The 19,602-nt window shown below is 64.6% G+C and carries 17 protein-coding genes; 11 read left to right on the top strand and 6 right to left on the bottom strand.

What is annotated here, in order from left to right; all coding sequences use genetic code 11:
• Positions 1–26: 26 nt before the first annotated feature.
• Positions 27–794: an acetoin reductase gene (locus CH293_RS13755; RefSeq protein WP_094720519.1), complete on the bottom strand. Its 768-nt coding sequence runs from the start codon at positions 792–794 to the stop codon at positions 27–29.
• A complete protein-coding gene (locus tag CH293_RS13750; protein ID WP_037108603.1) occupies positions 791–1,861 on the bottom strand; it encodes a 2,3-butanediol dehydrogenase in 1,071 nt (356 codons plus the stop codon). Before CH293_RS13750 ends, CH293_RS13755 begins: the two co-directional genes overlap by 4 nt.
• Before the next feature lie 197 nt (positions 1,862–2,058).
• Between CH293_RS13750 and CH293_RS13745 the strand changes: the two genes are divergently transcribed.
• Genes CH293_RS13745 through CH293_RS13725 form a run of 5 tightly spaced genes read left to right on the top strand, consistent with a single transcriptional unit; the run spans position 2,059 to position 8,395 of the window.
• Positions 2,059–3,021, top strand: a complete 963-nt coding sequence (locus CH293_RS13745; RefSeq protein ID WP_255122851.1) for an ABC transporter permease — start codon at positions 2,059–2,061, stop codon at positions 3,019–3,021.
• Positions 3,018–3,866, top strand: coding sequence for an ABC transporter permease (locus tag CH293_RS13740; protein WP_019663009.1), 849 nt, complete (start codon positions 3,018–3,020; stop codon positions 3,864–3,866). Before CH293_RS13745 ends, CH293_RS13740 begins: the two co-directional genes overlap by 4 nt.
• The gene (locus tag CH293_RS13735) at positions 3,866–5,491 is read left to right on the top strand and encodes an ABC transporter ATP-binding protein (RefSeq protein ID WP_037108599.1); all 1,626 of its coding nucleotides are present in this window, start codon (positions 3,866–3,868) and stop codon (positions 5,489–5,491) included. The genes CH293_RS13740 and CH293_RS13735 overlap by 1 nt, the downstream gene beginning before the upstream one ends.
• A 23-nt stretch (positions 5,492–5,514) precedes the next feature.
• Positions 5,515–7,143 (top strand): ABC transporter substrate-binding protein, encoded by a 1,629-nt coding sequence (locus CH293_RS13730; protein WP_255122850.1) that lies wholly within the window; start codon positions 5,515–5,517, stop codon positions 7,141–7,143.
• Positions 7,144–7,183: 40 nt separating this feature from the next.
• A complete protein-coding gene (locus CH293_RS13725; protein WP_094720516.1) occupies positions 7,184–8,395 on the top strand; it encodes an acyl-CoA dehydrogenase family protein in 1,212 nt (403 codons plus the stop codon).
• Here the strand turns inward: CH293_RS13725 and CH293_RS13720 are convergent.
• From CH293_RS13720 to CH293_RS13710, 3 genes are all read right to left on the bottom strand, one after another.
• Complete coding sequence (locus tag CH293_RS13720; protein WP_037108591.1) at positions 8,392–9,669, bottom strand: LLM class flavin-dependent oxidoreductase; 1,278 nt, start codon at positions 9,667–9,669, stop codon at positions 8,392–8,394. The two genes, CH293_RS13725 and CH293_RS13720, sit on opposite strands and share 4 nt — an antisense overlap.
• Positions 9,670–9,688: 19 nt before the next feature.
• Positions 9,689–10,519 carry an LLM class flavin-dependent oxidoreductase gene (locus CH293_RS13715; protein ID WP_255122849.1) on the bottom strand — a complete coding sequence of 277 codons (831 nt, stop codon included), beginning with the start codon at positions 10,517–10,519 and terminating at the stop codon, positions 9,689–9,691.
• Between the two features lie 94 nt (positions 10,520–10,613).
• Complete coding sequence (locus CH293_RS13710; protein WP_176460000.1) at positions 10,614–11,402, bottom strand: helix-turn-helix domain-containing protein; 789 nt, start codon at positions 11,400–11,402, stop codon at positions 10,614–10,616.
• A gap of 39 nt (positions 11,403–11,441) precedes the next feature.
• On the opposite strand from CH293_RS13710, the gene CH293_RS13705 reads away from it, so the two are divergent.
• Positions 11,442–12,335, top strand: coding sequence for an alpha/beta fold hydrolase (locus CH293_RS13705; protein ID WP_176459999.1), 894 nt, complete (start codon positions 11,442–11,444; stop codon positions 12,333–12,335).
• A 50-nt stretch (positions 12,336–12,385) separates the two neighbouring features.
• Positions 12,386–14,203, top strand: coding sequence for an NAD(P)-binding domain-containing protein (locus CH293_RS13700; RefSeq protein ID WP_094720552.1), 1,818 nt, complete (start codon positions 12,386–12,388; stop codon positions 14,201–14,203).
• Between the two features lie 74 nt (positions 14,204–14,277).
• On the opposite strand, the gene CH293_RS13695 is transcribed toward CH293_RS13700, so the two are convergent.
• Positions 14,278–14,991 carry a GntR family transcriptional regulator gene (locus tag CH293_RS13695; RefSeq protein WP_037108586.1) on the bottom strand — a complete coding sequence of 238 codons (714 nt, stop codon included), beginning with the start codon at positions 14,989–14,991 and terminating at the stop codon, positions 14,278–14,280.
• Positions 14,992–15,140: 149 nt separating this feature from the next.
• Here CH293_RS13695 and CH293_RS13690 point away from each other — a divergent pair, with 149 nt between their 5' ends.
• Genes CH293_RS13690 through CH293_RS13675 form a run of 4 tightly spaced genes read left to right on the top strand, consistent with a single transcriptional unit; the run spans position 15,141 to position 19,594 of the window.
• Positions 15,141–16,118 carry a BMP family protein gene (locus CH293_RS13690; RefSeq protein ID WP_094720512.1) on the top strand — a complete coding sequence of 326 codons (978 nt, stop codon included), beginning with the start codon at positions 15,141–15,143 and terminating at the stop codon, positions 16,116–16,118.
• 1 nt (position 16,119) lies between these two features.
• Entirely contained in the window at positions 16,120–17,616 is a 1,497-nt protein-coding gene (locus tag CH293_RS13685; RefSeq protein WP_094720511.1) for an ABC transporter ATP-binding protein, read from the top strand.
• The gene (locus CH293_RS13680) at positions 17,613–18,674 is read left to right on the top strand and encodes an ABC transporter permease (RefSeq protein WP_094720510.1); all 1,062 of its coding nucleotides are present in this window, start codon (positions 17,613–17,615) and stop codon (positions 18,672–18,674) included. Before CH293_RS13685 ends, CH293_RS13680 begins: the two co-directional genes overlap by 4 nt.
• The gene (locus CH293_RS13675) at positions 18,671–19,594 is read left to right on the top strand and encodes an ABC transporter permease (RefSeq protein ID WP_094720509.1); all 924 of its coding nucleotides are present in this window, start codon (positions 18,671–18,673) and stop codon (positions 19,592–19,594) included. Before CH293_RS13680 ends, CH293_RS13675 begins: the two co-directional genes overlap by 4 nt.
• Positions 19,595–19,602 lie beyond the last annotated feature (8 nt).

The following is a 19,602-nucleotide window of genomic DNA, read 5'->3' as shown; positions in this document are numbered from 1 at the left end:
GATCACTCAGAACATGCAAAGCCGGGTCAGCGGAACACGAGGCCGCCGTCGATCAACCCCGCCTGACCAGTCATGTAGTCCGAATCAGGACCCGACAGGTAGGACACGAAGGCTGCGACATCCTCGGGCGTCTGGGCTCGACCGAGCGCGATACCACCGACGAACTTGTCGTACGTCTCGCCCTCGGCAGCACCGGTCAGCTCGGCGAAACGCTTGTCGATGGTCACCCACATGTTCGTTCCGACGACACCCGGGCAGTACGCGTTGACGGTGATGCCGTGCACGGCGTACTCCTTGGCCGCGGCTTGGGTGAGGGCACGAACGGCGAACTTCGTCGCACTGTAGACACCGAGCATGGCAAAGCCGTCATGACCCGCGATGGACGAGGCGTTGACGATCTTGCCCTTCTGGCTCAGTGACCTGAATTTGGCTGCCGCAGCTTGAATTCCCCACAGCACACCGTCGACGTTGACGGCCCAGATCTTCTTCGTGTCCTCGGGGCGGACGTCGTCGAGCGGGGCGACCTGTGCGATGCCGGCATTGTTGATCATGACATCGAAGCTGCCGAGGGCCTCGTGCGCATGTTCGACGGCTGCGAAGACCTGATCGCGATCACTGACGTCGGCCACGAACGTGGTTGCGTCGGTGCCGATTTCCCGAATCTCGCGGGCGACCTGCTCGATCTTGTCCGAGCCCAGATCGACGAGAGCGACATCGTGGCCGTCGGTCGCGAGCCGCAGTGCGATACCGCGGCCTATGCCCTGGCCGGCTCCGGTGACGAGTGCGACGCTCATGCCTGACCCTCGCTGCCGCGTCCCACTGCAGGATCCACCAGAACCTTCATCTTGGTGCCTGCGTGAAGAGCTTCGAATCCGTCGTCGATGACCGACTCGAGCGCGATCTTGTCCACCCATCCCGTCGTGTCGTACTTGCCCTGGGCCATGAGCTCGATGACGGCGTCGTAGTCGGCCGAGGTGTAGCAGAGCGATCCCTGGATGCGGGATTCGTTCATGACGAGCTTCTGCAGCGGTGTGGTCAAAGGCTTTTCGTAGATCGCGACGCTGACGAGTGGTTTGCGAGCTCCGATGCAGCCGAGTGCCGTCTCGACGGCGGGTTGCACGCCCGCCGCGTCGTAGATGGCGTCGGCGCCGCGGCCGTCCGTGAAGTCGGCGACGAACTCCGGCACGTCGAGCGACGTCGGATCGAGGGTTCTGGCACCGAGCGCTTCGATCGAGGCGCGGCGCGTCGGTGACGGTTCGACGACGAAGACGTTCTCGAGGCCTTTACCGCGGAGCGCGAACCACAGCCCGATCCCGATGGGGCCTGCGCCGAACACCATTGCGGTGTCGTCCGGATCGGGATCGCCGAGTGTCGCAGCGTGGAAGGCCACGGACATCGGTTCGACGAGTGCGCCAAGTTCGAGGGACACGTTCTCCGGCAGGTGATGAATCATGTTCGTCGGCACGACGGTGTATTCGGCCATGCCACCGTCGGACATGAGTCCGTGGAAGCCGATCTGCTGGCAGATGTTGTAGTTCCCGGCGCGACACGGTCCGCAGTGTCCGCAGCGGTACAGCGGCTCGATGGCGACGCGGTCCCCGACCTCGATTCCCGTCACGCCTGTACCGATCTCGGTGACCGTGCCGGAGAATTCGTGCCCCAGGACGAGCGGCAGCTGCTGGTTCGTCAACGGATGCGGCTCGGTGGGAACGAAGATCGGTCCTGCGTAGTACTCGTGCAGATCGGTGCCGCAGATTCCGTTGTAGCCGACCTTCACCTTGACCTCGCCTTCCCCGGGCGACGGCTCGGGTACGTCGGCGATCTCGACCTTGTTCGGACCGTAGTAGACAGCTGCGCGCATCGTGTTTCTCCTAGCGTTGAACGATGCAGTCATGTCTATGTGACCCCAGCCACAGGGGACAGGGTTGCAGAGCGTTGCATTCGCTGCGACCGAGTCGGTGACAGCGAGAAAAGATCACGGCGATCCGATCCGTCGACATCGGCAACCTCGGTCTTGTTGAATACTCGCAATCGTCTTCTACGACAGGTACTCCTTCGATGTCATTACGCGCACGCTACGTGCTGCACCGAATTGCTCAGGCGTTCATAGTCGTTGCACTGACCTACACGTTCGTGTTCTTCGTGTTGAACGTCCTGCCCGGCAACCCGATCGAGAGTCGGATACACAGTCCGGAGAACCCCATCTCCGCGAAGGATGCCGAGGTTCTCACCGCGTACTACAACCTCGACAAGTCGGCACTCGAACAGTTCTGGATCTCGGTCCAGCGGCTCGCACACGGTGACCTCGGATACTCGTTGACCAGCGGTAAATCGGTGTCCTCTCTGCTGGGCACCGCGATTCCACAAACAGCCTCGCTGGCCGCACTCGCCTTCCTCGTCGCGGCCGCGCTGGCCGTCGTGATCGCCTTCACGGCGGTCTTCGCACCGTCGTCCACGGTGCGTGAGACGGCCCGGGCCGTTCCGCCGATCTTCCTGTCGGTGCCGTCGTTCATCGTCGGACTCGTTCTCCTGCAGGTTTTTTCGTTCCAGCTCGGGCTCGTCTCCGCTGTCTCCGACGAAGGGGTGAAGTCGCTGTTGCTGCCCGCGGTTGCGTTGGCGATTCCGGTGTCCGCGCCGATTGCCCAGGTGCTCGTCCAGGGACTGTCCACAGCGGCGCGTCAGCCGTACGTGGACATTCTGCGCTCGAAAGGCCTGCGCGAGGACCGTATCGTGTTCGGCCACATCGCCAAGAACGGATCGATTCCCACTCTCACCATCGCCGCGATCACCGTCGGTGAGCTGCTGGCGGGTTCGGTGATCACCGAGACGATCTTCTCGCGGACCGGAATCGGTTATCTGGTCGAAGACGCGGTACGCAATCAAGATCTCCCGGTCATCCAAGCCGTCGTCATCGCGGTGTCGGCAGTCTTCGTCATCACCAACCTCGTGGTCGACCTGGTCTATCCCGTGATCGATCCACGTATTTCCGCCGCACCGACCAAGGAGGCTGTGCCGGCATGACTCTCGCACTTCCCACCCTCGCGAGCCCCATCACGGTGCGCTCCCGACTGCGCGGGTGGACACCGGGCGACGTGGCGGCGGTCGCCGCCCTGCTCGTCGTCGCTGCCTTCGTCGTCGCACCGTCGGTCATCGCCCCGTTCGATCCCCTTCAGGAGTTTCCCGACGCCGCATTGCAAGGACCGGGTGCCGTCCACTGGTTGGGGACCGACTACCTCGGCCGCGACCAGCTCAGTCGGCTGATTCACGGAACCGCCGTGACAATGCTGGGTTCGGTCATCGCCGTGGTCATCGGACTCGTCCTCGGAACCGCGCTGGGACTCGTCTCGGCGTACTTCGGCCGGGTGGTCGACGCGATCTCCAGCCGAATCGCCGACGTGCTGCTGTCCATTCCGACTCTGCTGCTGTCGATCACGATCATCGTCTCTCTGGGGTTCGGTACCGTCAACGCTGCCATCGCTGTAGGGGTGTCGTCGATCGTCGTCTTCTTCAGACTCATGCGTTCGGAAGTTCTGACGGTGCGCAACCTTCCGTTCGTCGAAGCGAGCGAACACCTCGGTGCAGGTAGTGGCCGCCTACTGGTACGACACATACTGCCCAACGCCTACTCTTCGGTGCTCGCCCTGGCCGCACTGCAGTTCGGGACCGCGATCCTGTCCATCGCGGCACTCAGCTTCCTCGGATACGGCGCCAATCCCCCGACCGCCGAATGGGGACTGATGATCTCCGAGGCGCGTAACTACATCCACACCGCGCCGTGGCTCATCGTCGCGCCGGGCGCCGCCATCGTGATCACGGTTCTGAGCATCAGCCGAGTCAGCCACATCGTCCGAAAGAGAGTGGGATAGTGACACTTGTCGACAGCCCGGTAACTGCTCGCACCGCCACCGCTGTATCCGTCGAAGGCCTGACCATTTCCTACGGCGCAGATCCAGTGGTCACCGACGTGGATTTCGAACTCCGGAACGGTGAGACGCTCGCAGTCGTCGGACAATCGGGCTCGGGCAAGACGACCATCGCCCGCGCGGCCATCGGCATGCTTGCAGGAGAGGGGCGGATCACGTCGGGGTCGGTGCGGATCGCAGGTACCGACGTCACCCGGTACACCCAGTCCAGTTGGCGCAGGCTACGAGGCTCGACCATCGGATTCGTGCCTCAGGACCCGCTGGGCTCCCTCGATCCGCTGAAGAAGGTGGGACATCAGATCGCGGAAACACTTCTGCTGCATCGGATCGTCGATCGCCGCCGCGTCGCCGACGAGACCGTGGCCTTGCTCGATCGAGTCGGCATCCGCAACCCCGCCGAGCGGGCAGGCGCCTACCCTCATCAACTGTCCGGCGGGCAACTGCAGCGGGTCCTGATCGCCATTGCGATCGCGGCCAGGCCGTCGATCCTGGTGGCCGACGAGCCCACGTCGGCTCTCGACGTGACGGTACAGGCGCGCATCCTCGACCTGCTCGACGATCTTCGCCGCGATCTGGGTCTCGGCGTCCTGTTCATCACCCACGATCTGGCTCTGGCGCGAGATCATGCCGACGACGTCCTGGTTCTGAACCACGGAATCGTCCGCGAGCAGGGCCGCGCCGCCGAAGTTCTCGCGTCACCGTCCGACGATTACACCCGTCGGTTGATCGCCGATGCGCCGGCGCTGTCGCTGGACAAGTACGCCTCGCGCCCGGCTGCACGTGTCGAGACCGCACTGGAAGTGCGAGACCTCGTGAAGACGTTCGCTGTCAACGGCTCTCGTACCGAACGATCCACCGCGTTGGACGGTGTGTCCTTCACCGTTGCTCGGGGCACCACCCATGCGGTCGTCGGCGAGTCCGGAAGCGGGAAGACCACAGCCGCGCGCATCGTCAGCGGACTGGAGCGGCAGGACTCCGGTGAGGTGCTCGTGCACGGCTCGCCGCTCGACACCTCGCGGCGAGCACGCCGCGGCAATGCCCGACGACTGCAGCTGGTCCAACAGAATGCGTTGGCGGCGATGGATCCTCGTTACTCCGTCGAGAACATCGTCGCAGAGCCGCTGTCGATCGCAGGCGTTCGGTCGCGAGCCGAGCGGCGAGATCGGGTCCACGATGTTCTCGACAAGGTCGCCCTACCGCGCGACATTCTCGAGCGCAGGCCGTTCGACCTCTCCGGTGGACAGCGTCAGCGTCTGGTGCTGGCTCGGTCGCTGGTCCTGGCACCGGACATCCTCGTACTCGACGAGCCCACCTCGGCCCTCGATGTCAGCGTCCAGGCACGGATCGTGGACCTACTGGTGGAACTGCAGCGTGATCTGTCACTGACCTACGTGTTCATCTCGCACGACTTGTCCCTCGTGCGCCAGGTATCGGACACCGTGACCGTCCTCGAGCACGGGCGAAACGTCGAGTCGGGGAACACCGCCGATCTGTTCCGCGACCCGCGCGAGGAGTACACCCAGCGCTTGATCGAGTCCATTCCCGGTCGCGCGCACGTACGCGCGTGAACGTTTCTCCCGAAAAGGATGTCATGTCCAGCCCGATCTCCAGAAGAACTGTGCTGCGCACGTTCGGCCTCGGCGCAGCATCGCTCTTCGCCGCCACCGCCTGCTCCGACGCCTCGGCCGGACCCACCGCGGGCACCGGAACGCGCGGCGGCGACTTCGTCTACCTGGACGCAGAGGTCACCGCGTCGATGCAGGTTCAGGTCAGTTACTGGCAGAACTCCGCGGTGAAGGACCAGATGCTCGACCGCCTGGTGTACCAGGACCCGAAGACGTTCGAGTTCGTTCCCTGGATCGCCGAATCGTGGAGTGTCGATCCGACCCGGACCGTCTACACCTTCGTGATCCGCGACGGCGTCAGCTACAGCAACGGTCAGGCACTGGACGCCGCGTCCGTAGCCCGAAACCTCCTGTGGTTCGCCAATGGCGATGCAGACAAGGGTATTCCGCGGAACTCGATCTTCCCGGAAGTACTGTCCACCGACGCCGACAACGCTGCGCGCACGGTCGTCGTCACGTTGGCGAGACCCGATGCACCGTTCGTTCCGACGTTGTCGATGAACACCGCAGGGCTGGTCGCCGACGCGACGATCGACGCGACCAACGAGCAGCAGTCCGTGGTGAGGAACTTGATCGGCAGCGGCCCCTTCGTCGCGGAATCGGAGATTCCAGCCAAGGAGATCAGGCTCGTGAAGCGCCGCGGATACGACTGGGCACCCCCGACTGCCGACCATCAGGGTGAGGCGTACCTGGATTCGCTGACGATCGTCCCGGTGCGCGAGGACAGCGTCCGCGTCGGAGCCCTGCTGTCCGGTCAGGCTCACGCCTTGCGGTACACGCAGCCACCGGACGAGAAGGTGTTGTCCGATCGCGGCTTCACCGTTCTCGGACTTCGAAACCCGGGTCTGGCCAACGTCCTCGACGTGCGTCAGACCGCAGAGTTCGTCGACGACATCCGGGTGCGCAAAGCGTTGATGTACGGGATCGATCGTCACGAGATCATCGACACGCTCTACACCGACAACTGGAAAGTGGCCACCAACGTGACCACCGAAGGTGTGCAGGGGTGGACCGATCGATCCGACGAAGTGCGCTTCGATCCGGACGAGTCCAACCGGCTCCTCGACGACGCAGGATTCACCGACCGGAACGCCGACGGAATCCGTACCCGCGACGGTCGGCCGCTCGATCTGAGCGTCTACGTCGATGTCTACGACCACACGTCGAAACCGCTGTACGAGTTCGTCCAGCGGCAGCTCCGCAGAATCGGAATCTCGCTGACGATCAAACAGACCGACTTCGCCAACTACCCGAAGGCGACGACTGCCCCCGAGTTGAGCCTGCGACGCAACGGCTGGCCCGCACCCGACCCCGTGCGCTTGTCGGTCAACTACGACAGTGATCGAGGCGACCTCTTTCAACTCCAGGGCAAGGACCCCGTGCTCGACGCTTTGCTTCGAGACCACATCACCGCGACCGATCCACTGGTGCGAGAAACGATTCTGCGCGAGGCCCAGAACCGGATCATCGACAACGCGTACACGATTCCGCTACTGGCCGACACTCAGATCTTCGGCGTGGCACCCGAAGTTCGGGGATTCCGCAATGCGGCCAACTCACCGCCGTTCTTCTACGACACCTGGATCGAACAGTGACCACCAGCCACGCCACATCACGACAGAGAGGACCTCGACCATGACTTCCACACTCCGGCGCACCCCACCGGCACACGGCTCGGACGAATTGCGGCAGCTGGTGTCCGCCATCGCCGAGGACGCCCGGCGACGCCGATCCGACGGCGGACACGAACCTCCGACCACTGCGATCGAACTGGTCAAGGAGCATCGGCTCGGTGCGGTGCGGGTACCGACCCAGCTCGGCGGAGCGGGGTACACCCTTACCCAGCTGTTCGATCTCGTGATCGACCTGGCCGAAGCCGACCCGGACGTGCCGCACATCCTGCGTGTCCATTTCGCCTTCGTGGAAGACATTCTGCGCGTTCCGTCGTCCGAGACGAAACTGAAATGGCTACCGCACGTGGTCGACGGAAAGCTGTTCGGCGGAGCCAACTCCGAGCTGAGCTCACACAACGTCGGCGGAGGGACCTTCGACACCACTCTCACACCCGCCGACGACGGCTACGTGGTCGACGGTGTGAAGTTCTACAGCACCGGCTCGATCTACTCGGACTTCATCAGGGTCTCGGCGAACACGCCGGACGGTGACGTGCTCTCGGCGATCGTCGAGTCGTACGGCCCCGGTGTGGAACACCGTGACGACTGGGACGGCATCGGTCAGCGTCACACCGGCAGCGGTACCACTGTGTTCTCGGCCGTGGCCGTGGCCGAAGGTGACACGTTGCCGTTCCGGAACGAACCCATCGAGCGCAGACCTCGCCAGGCGCTCGTCCAACTGTTCCTGCACGCCATTGCCGCGGGTATTCTCCGGTCGGTGACCGACGACGCCGCCGAACTGCTGCGGAGCAGGAAGCGCACGTTCACCTACGCGGCCGCCGAGTCGCCCCGGCACGATCCACAGTTGCTGGAGGTCGTCGGCAGGTTGAGTTCGGTTGCGTTCGTCGTCGAATCGGCGGTCGCCGCCGCCGCGTCGGCACAGGATCTCGCGGCCGACGCTGCTCGGACCACCGGCGTCGACCGAACGCTGGAGGAGCGAGCATCCATCGCTGCCGCCAAGACGAAAGTAGCCGTCGAAGAGCTTGCACTGTCGGCTGCGGGTCGACTGTTCGAGGTCGGCGGCGCATCGGCCACACGGCAGGGTCGCGCGCTCGACGTGCACTGGAGAAATCTGCGCACACTGTTCTCGCACAACCCGACGTCGTACAAAGCTCGGGTCCTGGGCGACATCGTCGTCAACGACGCGGAACTCCCCGAAGCCGGCTTCTTCTAGCCGACTGCGCGATCGAGGCTGTTCACCGACGAGAACCGCTCTCGTAGTGTCGTTTCGGCGTACTCCCGCCGGAACAGGCCCCGATCGCGCAGAATCGGCACGACATGTTCGACGAAATCCTCCAGACCGGAGGGAAACACGTCGGGCATCAGGTTGAAACCGTCTGCGGCGCCTGCGCGAAACCAGGTCTCGATGGTGTCGGCCACGTCCTCGGCGGAACCGACGGCGATGCGGTGACCTCCACCGCTGAACTCGCGAACTGCGTCGCGGACGGTGGCACCGCTCTCCTGGATCGAACGCACGATGGACTCGCGAAACCCCAACGAGGCGGTGAAGTTGTCCGGGTCGACGTCGGCCAACGCTTCGTCGGGCACCGCAGCATCCAGGTCGTGACCGCGCAGGTCGTAGCCCAACACGGTGGACAAGCGATCGAGCGAATAGTACTCGGGCAGATAGCTTTCGAGATGCTCGAAGCGGCGAACCGCTTCCTCTCGGGTCTTGCCCAACACCGTGATCAGGCCGGGAAGAATGGCAACGTCGTCCGGTCTGCGCCCCTGCCCCCGCGCGTCGTCCTTGACCTGACGATAGTGGTGGCGTCCTGCATCGAGCGTCAACTCGGCACTGAACACCGCGTTCGCCGAACGTGCGGCCAGTGCGCGGCCTTGTGGTGATCCACCTGCCTGCACGATCAACGGATGCCGCTGCGGCGACGCCCCGAGCGGCAGAAGACCCTCGACGTCGAAGAACTCGCCGTGATGCGCGACGGGCACAGCAGTGCCTGCCGCACTCCACAACTGGAGTACGACGTCGACGAACTCGGCGGCGCGGCGGTACCGCACACTCCTTTCGGGATAGTCGTTCAGGCCGAAGTTGTGGCCGGCCTGTGGTGAATACGTGGTCACGACGTTCCACGCGGCTCGTCCGTTGCTGAGGTGGTCGAGCGACAACAACCTGTGTGCTAGTTCGACGGGATCGTTGAACGTGGTCGACAGGGTTCCGATGACGCCCAGGTACTCGGTTTCCGCGGCGACCAGAGCCAGAATTGCGGACGGTTCCAGCGCACGGGACGGCTTGAGCCGTGGGTCTTCTCGTAATGCAGGGCCGTCGGCGAGGAACAAGGCGTCGAGCGTTCCGTGCTCTGCCAGACGCGCCATGTCCGCGAAGTAGTCCGGGTCGACGAACGCCGTGGGCGCCAACCCGGAATTCTGCCACGCGGCGAGGTGAATGCCGATATCGAGGACGTTCACGTTGAGAACGACGTGTTCCGCTGACATGTGTCATTGCTCCCTGTCGTCAGGTGTAGACGGGCCTGTTCGCGGACAGGTCCGGTTCCGCGGGTAGTCCGATGCTCAGATAGCCACGCAGCGTCGTCGTCGATGGCCGGGGACGTACGACGCCGTCCTGGATCAGACCGGGGAGGACGTCGTGCAACCAAGCATCGAGGTCGTGCACGTCGACGACGACGCCCGATGCGCCGGCGTCGAGTGCACCGCCGATCGCGTCCACGGACACCGAGGCGAAGGCGGTGTCTCCCTCGACGGCGATGTCCGACGTGCCCGGTCCGAAGATCACCGGCTCCCCCTGCGGGGTGGTCGGCACGGTGAGCGGACCGGCCGTGGCGAAGACCCCCCGGTGGTCGGCGTACCGAATGTCCTCGGCACGAGTGAAGATGTTCGACTCGACATCACCGACGACCGCGGCCGCCGGCCACGTCCGCCACAGTGCTCGTACCGCCGTCACGGCGTCCGGATTCCGCGTCGACCGTGGTGCATCGACCCACGAACTACGCACCCCCAGTCCGAGTTCGGTGGAATCGTCGTCGGACAACACCCACCAGCCCGCACGCCCCCGGGTCAGATGATCGAGTGACGCGACACGGCGGGCGATGTTGTACGGGTGGTCGCGTTGCGGTGCGGCCTCGACGACCAGCCCCAGTCCGGACGTGCGTCGTGCGAGAAAGCTTGCGACCGTGCTGGGATCGAGTCCGCCCACCTGCGTGCCGAGGACCACGAACCCGGTGCCCGACGCGTCGAGAGCGGATGCAGCCCGCGCGAGTTCTGCTACCCCGCCGGACGGTACGTCGCGCAGACGCACTCCCACAGGAACGGTTCTCGATACTGGCACAGCAGTGAGTCACTTTCTGTCCGACGTCGTTGCCTCGCAAGACTAGGAGGACTCGGGCCTGCGGGAAACCCTTTCGATCAGCACGATTCGAGTGTCAGGGTGCGGGTTCGCTGTCCAGGATCTCGATGCGCGTTCCCATGGCCAGAAGCGCTGCGGCCGACAGGCCGAACATCGAGTGGAAGGAATCGCTGAAGTGGGAGGGTGACGAGAATCCGGCTTCGACCGATGCGGTCGTGAGATCGCTTCCTCGCGCCACGGCTTCGCCGACGTGCAGCATCCGAGCCCACAGGCGGTACCGCCGGAAGCTCGTACCCGCTTCGGCGGAGAACAGATGCAGAAATCGGGACGTCGACAGGTTGACGGCAGCGGCGAGGTCGGCTGCTGCGACAACGGCGCCCGGTTTCTCGCGGACGATGCGTACGGCCGCACGGATGCGCTCGTCGACTTGCCGCGGCTCGGGGCCGCACAGCGTCTCGACGAGTGCCCGCGGGTCGGGCGAGCCCGCGGCCGCGAGTTCCAACAGTGCTGATTCGGAGGGAAGTCGAAGGCCGAATCCGCCGGTACGGGTACTCGCCGCATCCAGGATACGGTCGGATCTGGATACGCCAGGATCGCTGTAGGCGAACACCATTCGTTCACCGTGCGCTTCCACACGATGGACCGTCCGAGGTGCGACGGCTGCACTACGCACACTCCACTGCTCGCCGTGGTCGTCGCGCAGCGTGAACGGCGCGTCCGCCCCGACCGCGAAGCACAGGATCGAACCGGAGTGGTAGTCGATGTTCAGAGACGGCCCGACGTACACGGCTTTGCCGGCCCACAGCCACAGCGTCGGCTCGGTACAGCACATTTCTGGAAGCGCCGCGTCTCGCATGCCGGACATGCTTGCACCACATCCGGCAACAGGGAAGAGGTCTGGAACATGAGCATCGTTTCCGCTTTGGGTGATTCGAGAATCGTCGACGGAGTCCACGTGTACGAGCAAGGGAGCGGATCCCCGATCGTGTTCGTCCACGGATTGTTCGCCAACGCCGCGATCTGGCGGAAGGTCGTTCCGTTGCTCGCCGAGAACCACCGGTGCATCACCGCCGACTGGCCCTTCGGCAGTCACACGATCCCGGTAGGTTCCGGGGGTGACATGACGGCCACAGGTATTGCCGACGTCGTCGCCGACGTCATCGAGCGACTCGATCTGCGCGATGTGACTCTCGTCGGAAACGACGGCGGCGGAATGCTGACACAGCTGGTGATCACGCGACGTCCGGAGCGCATCGGTCGCGTCGTCCTCACGCCCTGCGACGCCTACGAGAACTTTCCGCCGCCGCTCTTCGCCTACCTGTGCCGGCTGGCGCGGGTCCCGATGACCCTCGACCTCGTCGCCTTCGCACTCAGGGTGTCGTGGGTGCGAAGGCTGTACGGACGCTCACCGATCGGCTTCGGCTGGCTGAGCCACGCGAGACTGGATGACGAGCTCCTCGATCACTTCGCGACGCCCATCCTCGACGCCGGTGTCCGCCGCGACATCGCGACGTTCCTCCGATCCGTCGACACGACGTACACGCTCGACGCTGCCCGACGGTTCGGCGACGTCGAGCAACCCGTCCTGGTGGCGTGGGCGTCGGATGACAAGTTCTTTCCGTTCGAGCACGCGGAGCGCCTGGCACTGGACTTCCCGAACTCGACGCTCGCCGTGATCGAGGGGTCTCGTACGTGGGTGTCCGAGGACCGGCCGGAGGAATTGGCTTCTGAGATCACGCGCTTCGTCGGTGACGCCGATCAGGTGCAACCCACTGCAACTCTCGACCGCTCGCCGTAGCGGGGAGTGTGCTGGGTCACAGCACACGAACGAACGACAAGGGAGTCTCCATGACCCAGACCATCGAACCGCCCGTTCTCTCGCAGACACCGCAGCAGCGGGTCGACGCGTGGCTCGCGGATTTCGAAGCCGCGCTGCAGGCCCGTGACCTGGATCGCGTCGCGGCCAAGTTCGCCGTCGAAAGCTTCTGGCGTGATCTGGTGACGTTCACCTGGAACCTCAAGACCGTCGAGGGCCGCGACGGAATCAAGGGGATGCTCGCCGAACGTCTCGAGGACACCGATCCGTCCGGGTTCCACACCACCGAGACGCCCGACGAGGCCGACGGGGTGACGTCTGCGTGGATCGAATTCGAGACCGCCACCAGCCGCGGCAAGGGGCACCTCCGTCTGAAAGGCGATGAAGGGTGGACCCTGCTCACGACGATGCAGGAGCTCAAGGGCCACGAGGAGCGTCAAGGGCACACCCGCATCAAGGGAGCAGTCCACGGTTCCAACGCCGACACCCAGAACTGGGCGGAGAAGAAGGAGATCGAGGAGAAGGAGCTCGGCTACACCGTGCAGCCGTATGCGCTGATCGTCGGTGGCGGCCAGGGCGGTATCGCTCTCGGCGCCCGGTTCCGCCAGCTGGGCGTCCCTGCCATCGTCGTCGATCGGGCGAACCGGCCGGGAGACCAGTGGCGCGGACGCTACAAGAGCCTCTGTCTGCACGACCCGGTCTGGTACGACCACCTCCCGTACCTGCCGTTCCCGCCGAACTGGCCGGTGTTCGCACCGAAGGACAAGATCGGCGACTGGCTCGAGATGTACACCAAGGTCATGGAGGTTCCGTACTGGAGCCGCACCACCGCCAAGACCGCCACGTACGACGAGACGGCGAAGGAATGGACGGTCGTCCTCGACCGCGACGGCGAAGAGGTGACTCTGCATCCCAAGCAGCTGATCATGGCCACCGGCATGTCCGGCAAGAAGAACGTACCCAACTTCCCGGGGATGGAGGATTTCGAAGGCGAACAACACCATTCGAGCGAGCACCCGGGTCCCGACGCCTACGTCGGCAAGAAGGTCGTCGTCGTCGGCTCCAACAACTCGGCGCACGACATCTGCAAAGCGCTGTACGAGACCGGCGTGGACGTGACGATGCTGCAGCGCAGTTCGACGCACATCGTCAAATCGGATTCACTGTGCGAGATCGCCTTGGGCGATCTGTACTCCGAGCGGGCTGTGGAATCCGGAATGACAACGGGCAAGGCCGATCTGACGTTCGCGTCGCTGCCGTACCGGATCATGCACGAGTTCCAGATCCCGGTGTACCAACAGATCGCCGAGAAGGACAAGGACTTCTACGACCGGTTGGAGAAGGCAGGGTTCCAGCACGATTTCGGTGACGACGGCTCGGGCCTGTTCATGAAGTACCTGCGCCGCGGATCGGGCTACTACATCGACGTCGGCGCATCGGAGCTCGTCGCGGACGGCAAGATCAAACTTGTTGCCGGACAGGTCGAACGGATCGGCAAGAACGGCGTCGTGTTGGCGGACGGGTCGGAACTGCCGGCCGACGTGATCGTCTACGCCACCGGCTACGGCTCGATGAACGGCTGGGTCGCCGACCTCATCGACCAGGCTACGGCCGACAAGGTCGGCAAGGTGTGGGGCCTGGGCTCGGACACCACCAAGGATCCGGGTCCGTGGGAGGGCGAGCAGCGCAACATGTGGAAGCCGACGCAGCAGGAGAACCTGTGGTTCCACGGCGGCAACCTGCATCAGTCACGGCACTACTCGCTGTACCTGGCCCTGCAGATCAAGGCCAGGTACGAGGGCATCGACACCCCGGTATACGGCCTACAGGAAGTGCATCACCTACGCTGACGCTCCCTACGTGAGTGGAAATGCGCACCCCAAGGCGCATTTCCACTCACAGCGGTGTGCCTGCGTTCAGTGCCTCAGCCTGCGGATCGCCCGCGCCGACGCCCCTTCGTCGCCGCTACCGGGTCGATCCCGTCGTCGGCCCACGTGGCCGCCAGACGAAGGCTCATCTCTCGACCGGAGTGCACGTGCGAGAACGCCGACGCAGCAGCCCGGTCCGGGTCACGGCCCGCGATTGCTGCGTAGAGGTGCTCGTGTTCGAGGCATTGCTGACCGGGGTCGCGATCCTTCGTCAGGTGAAAAAGCCACTGCACCCGAGCTTCCAGAGGACGCAGCAGCGACTCGAGCAGCGGGTTCGCGGACATGTCGACGATCATCGAGTGGAACTTGGCGTTCGCGGCGGCGATGGCCGGTTTGTCGTCGGCCTTGGTCGCCGCCCGCGCGGCATCGAGTTGCGACGCCAATGCAGCCAACGAGTCGTCGTCGGCGCGTTCCGCAGCCAACCGCGCCGCCAGCACTTCGAGGCTTTCACGAACGTCGAACAGGTCCCGGACGTCGTCGACGGTGAACGGCGACACGATGGCACCCTGCCGCGGAACCAGTACGACGAGGCCGTCCTGCTGCAGCTGCTGCATCGCCTCACGCAGCGGAATGCGTGACACGTTCAATTCGGTGGCGAGGTCGCGCTCGACCAATCGGGAGCCCGGGGACAACGACAGGTCGACGATGCGCTCTCGAATGGCGTCGTATGCGATCTCTCGCAACGACTTTCGCTCTTCGACCTGCACCATCCGGCTCCTTCGTCTCATCGTCTCCCACTTCGAGCCTAGACGGCCGAGCCGGGGTGAGAATTCTCTTACGGGGTTGTAACACGGGCGCAACACGAACCCTTCAGGCTTCTACTTAACGGTATACCACTAACCAGTAGGAGCTCGATCCCATGAAACGCACGCTTGCACTCGTCGCCGTCGCTGCGACCACCCTGACCCTCGGCGCCTGCAGTTCCGACGACTCCAGCTCCTCCGGGGACACCTTGTCGGTCGGCGTTTTCTTCCCCGGCTCGATCTCCGACACCGGGTTCATGGAATCCGGTTACCTCGGCTACCAGCGGATTCTCGACGCCTACGGGGACAAAGTCGACGCCAGCTATGTCGAGCAGGTCGCCGCCCCTGACTACCAGCAGGCATTGCAGCGATTCGCATCCGAGAACGATCTCGTCATCTCCGTCGGCGGACAGACCGACGCAGACGTCCGCAAGGTTGCACCCCAGTTCCCGGACGTGAAGTTCGTCGAGATCGGTGGGCCCGCGGACGCCGAGCCACTCGACAACCTCGCCTACTACGACCCGCAGCAGGCCGAGGCCGAGTTCCTCTCGGGCGCAGTTGCTGCCAGCGTGTCCACCACCGGCGCGGTCGCGTTCGTCGGCGGCGTCGAACTGCCTGCGATCGTCAACGCCGCCGCGTCGTTCGAGGAAGGTGCAAAGTTCACCCGCCCGGACATTCGGGTGCTGAGCCCGCAATACGTGGGGGACTTCAACGATCCTGCCAAGGCAAAGCAGGCAGCAAGTGCCGAATTCGCCGGTGGTGCCGACGTTCTCGGCCAGATCGTGAACCTCGGTAAGCAGGGCCTCCAGCAAGCCGCACGGGAATCCGGTGCGCGGCTCAGCGGCGGACCCATCCCCGGTGACTGCTCCGACCCGGCCTACGTCGGCTACGTCCGCACCGACATCGGCACCGAGATCGAGTACGCAGTGTCCTCGACTCTCGACGGAACGTGGGTCGCCGAGCAGGTCCCCTTCGGCTTGACCTCGGACAAGGGCGGCACCGACTACCTCCTGTGCGGGACCGACGACGCAGCAACCCTGGCGCTGGAGAACGCCAAGGCAGCATTGACCGACGGAACCGCAGGATCCCAGTGACATGTTGACACTCAACGCGATCGGAAAACGCTACGGCGACGTCGATGCACTCACCGACGTGTCGATGACCGTCGCCCCGGGAACCGTGCATTGCATTCTCGGCGAGAACGGTGCGGGCAAGTCGACACTCTGCAACATCGTCTTCGGAACCACCGCCGCATCCATCGGCACCATGACACTCCAGGACAAGCCTTACTCCCCGACCTCGCCCGCCGATGCCATAGCGTCGGGAATCGCCATGGTGCACCAGCACTTCAGCCTCGTGAACACCATGACCGTCCGCGAGAACCTGCTGCTCGGACACCGCGGGTACCGACTTCCGCTGGATCGCTTGGACGCGGACCTGCGCCGAATCGACGACTCCTACGGCCTGTCCGTCGATCTCGACGCTCCCACCGCCGACCTCCCCGTCGGAGCGCGCCAGAAGGTCGAGATCGTCAAAGCGCTTCTGCGGCAACCGTCGTTGATACTGCTCGACGAGCCGACGGCCGTCCTCGACCCCGGTGAGATCGACTCGCTGATCGAGACGTGCCGCGCGCTCGCCGACGACGGCAAGTCCGTCGTCATGATCACACACAAGCTCGGCGAGGTCAGCCGAGTCGCCGACGAGGCCACCGTCCTGCGAGGCGGGCGTGTCACCGGCGGCGGAGTCATGGCCCAGACCACGGTCGGCGCCCTGCTCACCGACATGGTCGGAACCGAGACAGCCACGACCCATGCCCGACGCCTCGGCCCCGCGCCGTCACGTGAGGTTGCCATGCGTGTCGAACAGGTCTCGTGCGCGCGGAGCGACGGAAGCATCGCACTCGACGGGGTCGACCTGTCCGTACGGCGCGGCGAGATCGTCGGTATCGCAGGCGTCGAGGGCAACGGGCAGTCCGAGCTCGCATCGATTCTTTCCGGAGCCGAGATTTCGCATACCGGCCGAATCACGTTGAACGAACGGGACATCACGGCAGTGAACCCAGCCGGTAGGACCCGGGCGGGCCTCGGCGTCGTCCCGGAGGACCGGCATGCGGAGGGCATCGTCGGAGATCTCACGATCACCGAGAACCTGCTTCTGCCGCGGACCCGTGAGTTCCGCCGGTTCGGTCTGTTGAACCGTGCGGCCATGCAGACGGCGTCGACTGCTGCGATCGACGAGTACTCGATCCGCACGTCGGGTCCCGATGCACCGATCCGGTCGCTGTCGGGAGGAAACCAGCAGAAAGTCGTTCTTGCACGCGAACTGTCGATCGACGGACTCTCGGCCGTGATTGCCGCTCAACCGACCCGCGGACTCGACATCGGCTCCGTCGGGTTCGTCCTGGACCGGCTTCGCGAGGTAGCGAACGACGGCGTAGGCGTACTCGTGATCTCCAGCGAAATGGACGAACTCATGGCCGTGTGCAATCGGATCCTCGTCGCATACCGTGGACGTCTGCTCGGCCCCATCGACGTCGATTCCGCCACCGCGCAGGACGAGATCACCGAGTTGATGATGGGGGTGGCGGCATGACACGTCATCCACTCGTCGTCGGGTTCGCTGCCCTCGTCGTCGCCGCCGTCGTCGGACTGGCACTGGCGTTCACCGCGGGCGCTGGACCGGCCGAGACGTCGGAAGCACTGTTCGACGGCATGTTCGGGTCACCGTTCGCCATCGGTACGTCACTGAACAATGCGGCGCTGCTCATGCTGATCGCCGCCGGATTCACCATCGCGTACCGGGCAGGCCTGGTGAACGTCGGTGGTGAGGGCCAGATGTGCCTCGGCGGTATCTGCGCCACCGCCGTCGGCGTCTCGCTGCCGGAGTCGTTTCCTTCCGTCCTCGGTGTGTCCGCAGTCCTGATCGCTGCCGCGCTCGGGGGCGCGGCCTGGGCGTCCATCGCGGCGTACCTGAAGGTCCGGCGTGGAACCAGCGAGATCATCACAACCCTGCTGCTCAATTTCGTCGGTCTCGCTGCCGTCGTACTCGTCGTCCACGAGCCCGCCTTGCTGCGTCAGCCGATGACCTCGTCGGAGACCCTCCCGCAGTCCGAGGCGCTCCGCGAACCGGGCCAGGTGGCGTTGCTGGGATTGCACAAATCGCCGGCGACCATCGCACTGATCATTGCACTCGTCGCCGTCGTCGCGGTGGGAGTGCTGCTCCAGCGCACGGCGACAGGACTGAAACTGCAGTCGGTCGGGTTGTCACCTACGGCATCGCGTCGGCTCGGAATCTCGGTGCAGGCGTATCGCTTCGGGAGCCTCACCGTAGCCGGCGCATTCTCCGGTGTCGCCGGCGGCCTGATAGTCGCGACGGCACCCTTCGTTCTCGCCGAGGGATTCTCGTCGGGCTTCGGGTTCACCGGCCTGGTCGTCGGGCTCCTCGCCCGCGGTTCCATGACGGCCGTGGCCTGCGTGTCACTTCTGCTCGGATTCCTCGTGTCGGGCGGGATCAATTTGCAGCTGGCAGTCGGTGTACCCGCCTCCACGGTCTCGGTCGTCGAATCGGTGCTGATCATTCTGATCGCCGGTGCGTCGATATGGACCACCACCACAGTTCGTGCCCGCACGAAGGAAGCGGTCCTGGTATGAGTACAGCAATCGTCACCGAAGTCGTCTCCAGTGGAGTCGGTTTCGCCATCCCGCTTCTCGTCGCCGCGAGCGGTGAGTCCATCAGCGAACGCGCAGGAGTACTGAACCTCAGCATGGAAGGCATGATGCTGACCGGTGCCTTCGCCAGCATTCTGGCCACCGCGGACACAGGGTCACCGATCCTCGGTGTCCTCGCCGGCATCGTCGCCGCCACGATCTTCGGCGTCGCCCAGGCCGCGTTGAGCGTTCGGTTCCGCGCTGACCAGATCGTCATCGGCATCGCGAGCAACGCACTTGCTCTCGGACTGACGACGTTCTTCTCCCGCACGCTGCTGTCGGACGGGAAAGGGCAGTCCGTGCCCGGATTCCAATCGCTGAACATTCCTCTGCTCAGCGACATCCCCGTGATCGGTCCCGCGATCTTCGGCCAAACCGTCCTCGGCTACGCGTGCATCGCAATCGTCGTCGCGCTCGCCGTCATCCTCTCCAAACGCAGCACACCGGGCCTGACGATCGACGCCGTCGGTGAGGACGCCGTCTCAGCACAGTGGACCGGATTGCCCGTCAGACGAGTTCGGTACCTCTGCGTCCTGTTGGCCGCGGCAACCGGAGGCCTTGCCGGTTCACAACTCGCCCTGTCCGAAGTACATTCGTTCAGCGACAACATGACCGGCGGACTCGGCTATCTTGCCGTCGTCGCGGTGATCGCAGGTCGATGGAGAATTCTCGGCATCGTCTACGCCTGCATCTTCTTCGGGATCGCCCAGGCACTGCAGTTCGCGCTCCCCGCGCTCGGCGTCGATATCCCCTTCGCTCTGCTCGTCATGCTGCCCTACGTCATCGCCATCGTCGCCATCACCGGCTTCGTGGGTGGACGAAGCGCACCGACCAACCTCACGGTCCCCTACGCGGGACGATAGGACTTTTC

Source organism: Rhodococcus sp. 14-2470-1b (genome assembly GCF_002259415.1).
GTDB lineage: Bacteria > Actinomycetota > Actinomycetes > Mycobacteriales > Mycobacteriaceae > Rhodococcoides.
Note: the sequence above shows the minus strand (reverse complement) of the source record. Positions and strands in the feature narration are given on the sequence as shown.

Excerpts from the sequence above, each read along its gene's own strand:
- CH293_RS13755 (WP_094720519.1), bottom strand. The coding sequence starts at position 794 with ATGAGCGTCGCACTCGTCACCGGAGCCGGCCAGGGCATAGGCCGCGGT.
- CH293_RS13750 (WP_037108603.1), bottom strand. The coding sequence starts at position 1,861 with ATGCGCGCAGCTGTCTACTACGGTCCGAACAAGGTCGAGATCGCCGAC.
- CH293_RS13745 (WP_255122851.1), top strand. The coding sequence starts at position 2,059 with ATGTCATTACGCGCACGCTACGTGCTGCACCGAATTGCTCAGGCGTTC.
- CH293_RS13740 (WP_019663009.1), top strand. The coding sequence starts at position 3,018 with ATGACTCTCGCACTTCCCACCCTCGCGAGCCCCATCACGGTGCGCTCC.
- CH293_RS13730 (WP_255122850.1), top strand. The coding sequence starts at position 5,515 with ATGTCCAGCCCGATCTCCAGAAGAACTGTGCTGCGCACGTTCGGCCTC.
- CH293_RS13725 (WP_094720516.1), top strand. The coding sequence starts at position 7,184 with ATGACTTCCACACTCCGGCGCACCCCACCGGCACACGGCTCGGACGAA.
- CH293_RS13720 (WP_037108591.1), bottom strand. The coding sequence starts at position 9,669 with ATGTCAGCGGAACACGTCGTTCTCAACGTGAACGTCCTCGATATCGGC.
- CH293_RS13710 (WP_176460000.1), bottom strand. The coding sequence starts at position 11,402 with ATGTCCGGCATGCGAGACGCGGCGCTTCCAGAAATGTGCTGTACCGAG.
- CH293_RS13705 (WP_176459999.1), top strand. The coding sequence starts at position 11,442 with ATGAGCATCGTTTCCGCTTTGGGTGATTCGAGAATCGTCGACGGAGTC.
- CH293_RS13700 (WP_094720552.1), top strand. The coding sequence starts at position 12,386 with ATGACCCAGACCATCGAACCGCCCGTTCTCTCGCAGACACCGCAGCAG.
- CH293_RS13695 (WP_037108586.1), bottom strand. The coding sequence starts at position 14,991 with ATGGTGCAGGTCGAAGAGCGAAAGTCGTTGCGAGAGATCGCATACGAC.
- CH293_RS13690 (WP_094720512.1), top strand. The coding sequence starts at position 15,141 with ATGAAACGCACGCTTGCACTCGTCGCCGTCGCTGCGACCACCCTGACC.
- CH293_RS13685 (WP_094720511.1), top strand. The coding sequence starts at position 16,120 with ATGTTGACACTCAACGCGATCGGAAAACGCTACGGCGACGTCGATGCA.
- CH293_RS13680 (WP_094720510.1), top strand. The coding sequence starts at position 17,613 with ATGACACGTCATCCACTCGTCGTCGGGTTCGCTGCCCTCGTCGTCGCC.
- CH293_RS13675 (WP_094720509.1), top strand. The coding sequence starts at position 18,671 with ATGAGTACAGCAATCGTCACCGAAGTCGTCTCCAGTGGAGTCGGTTTC.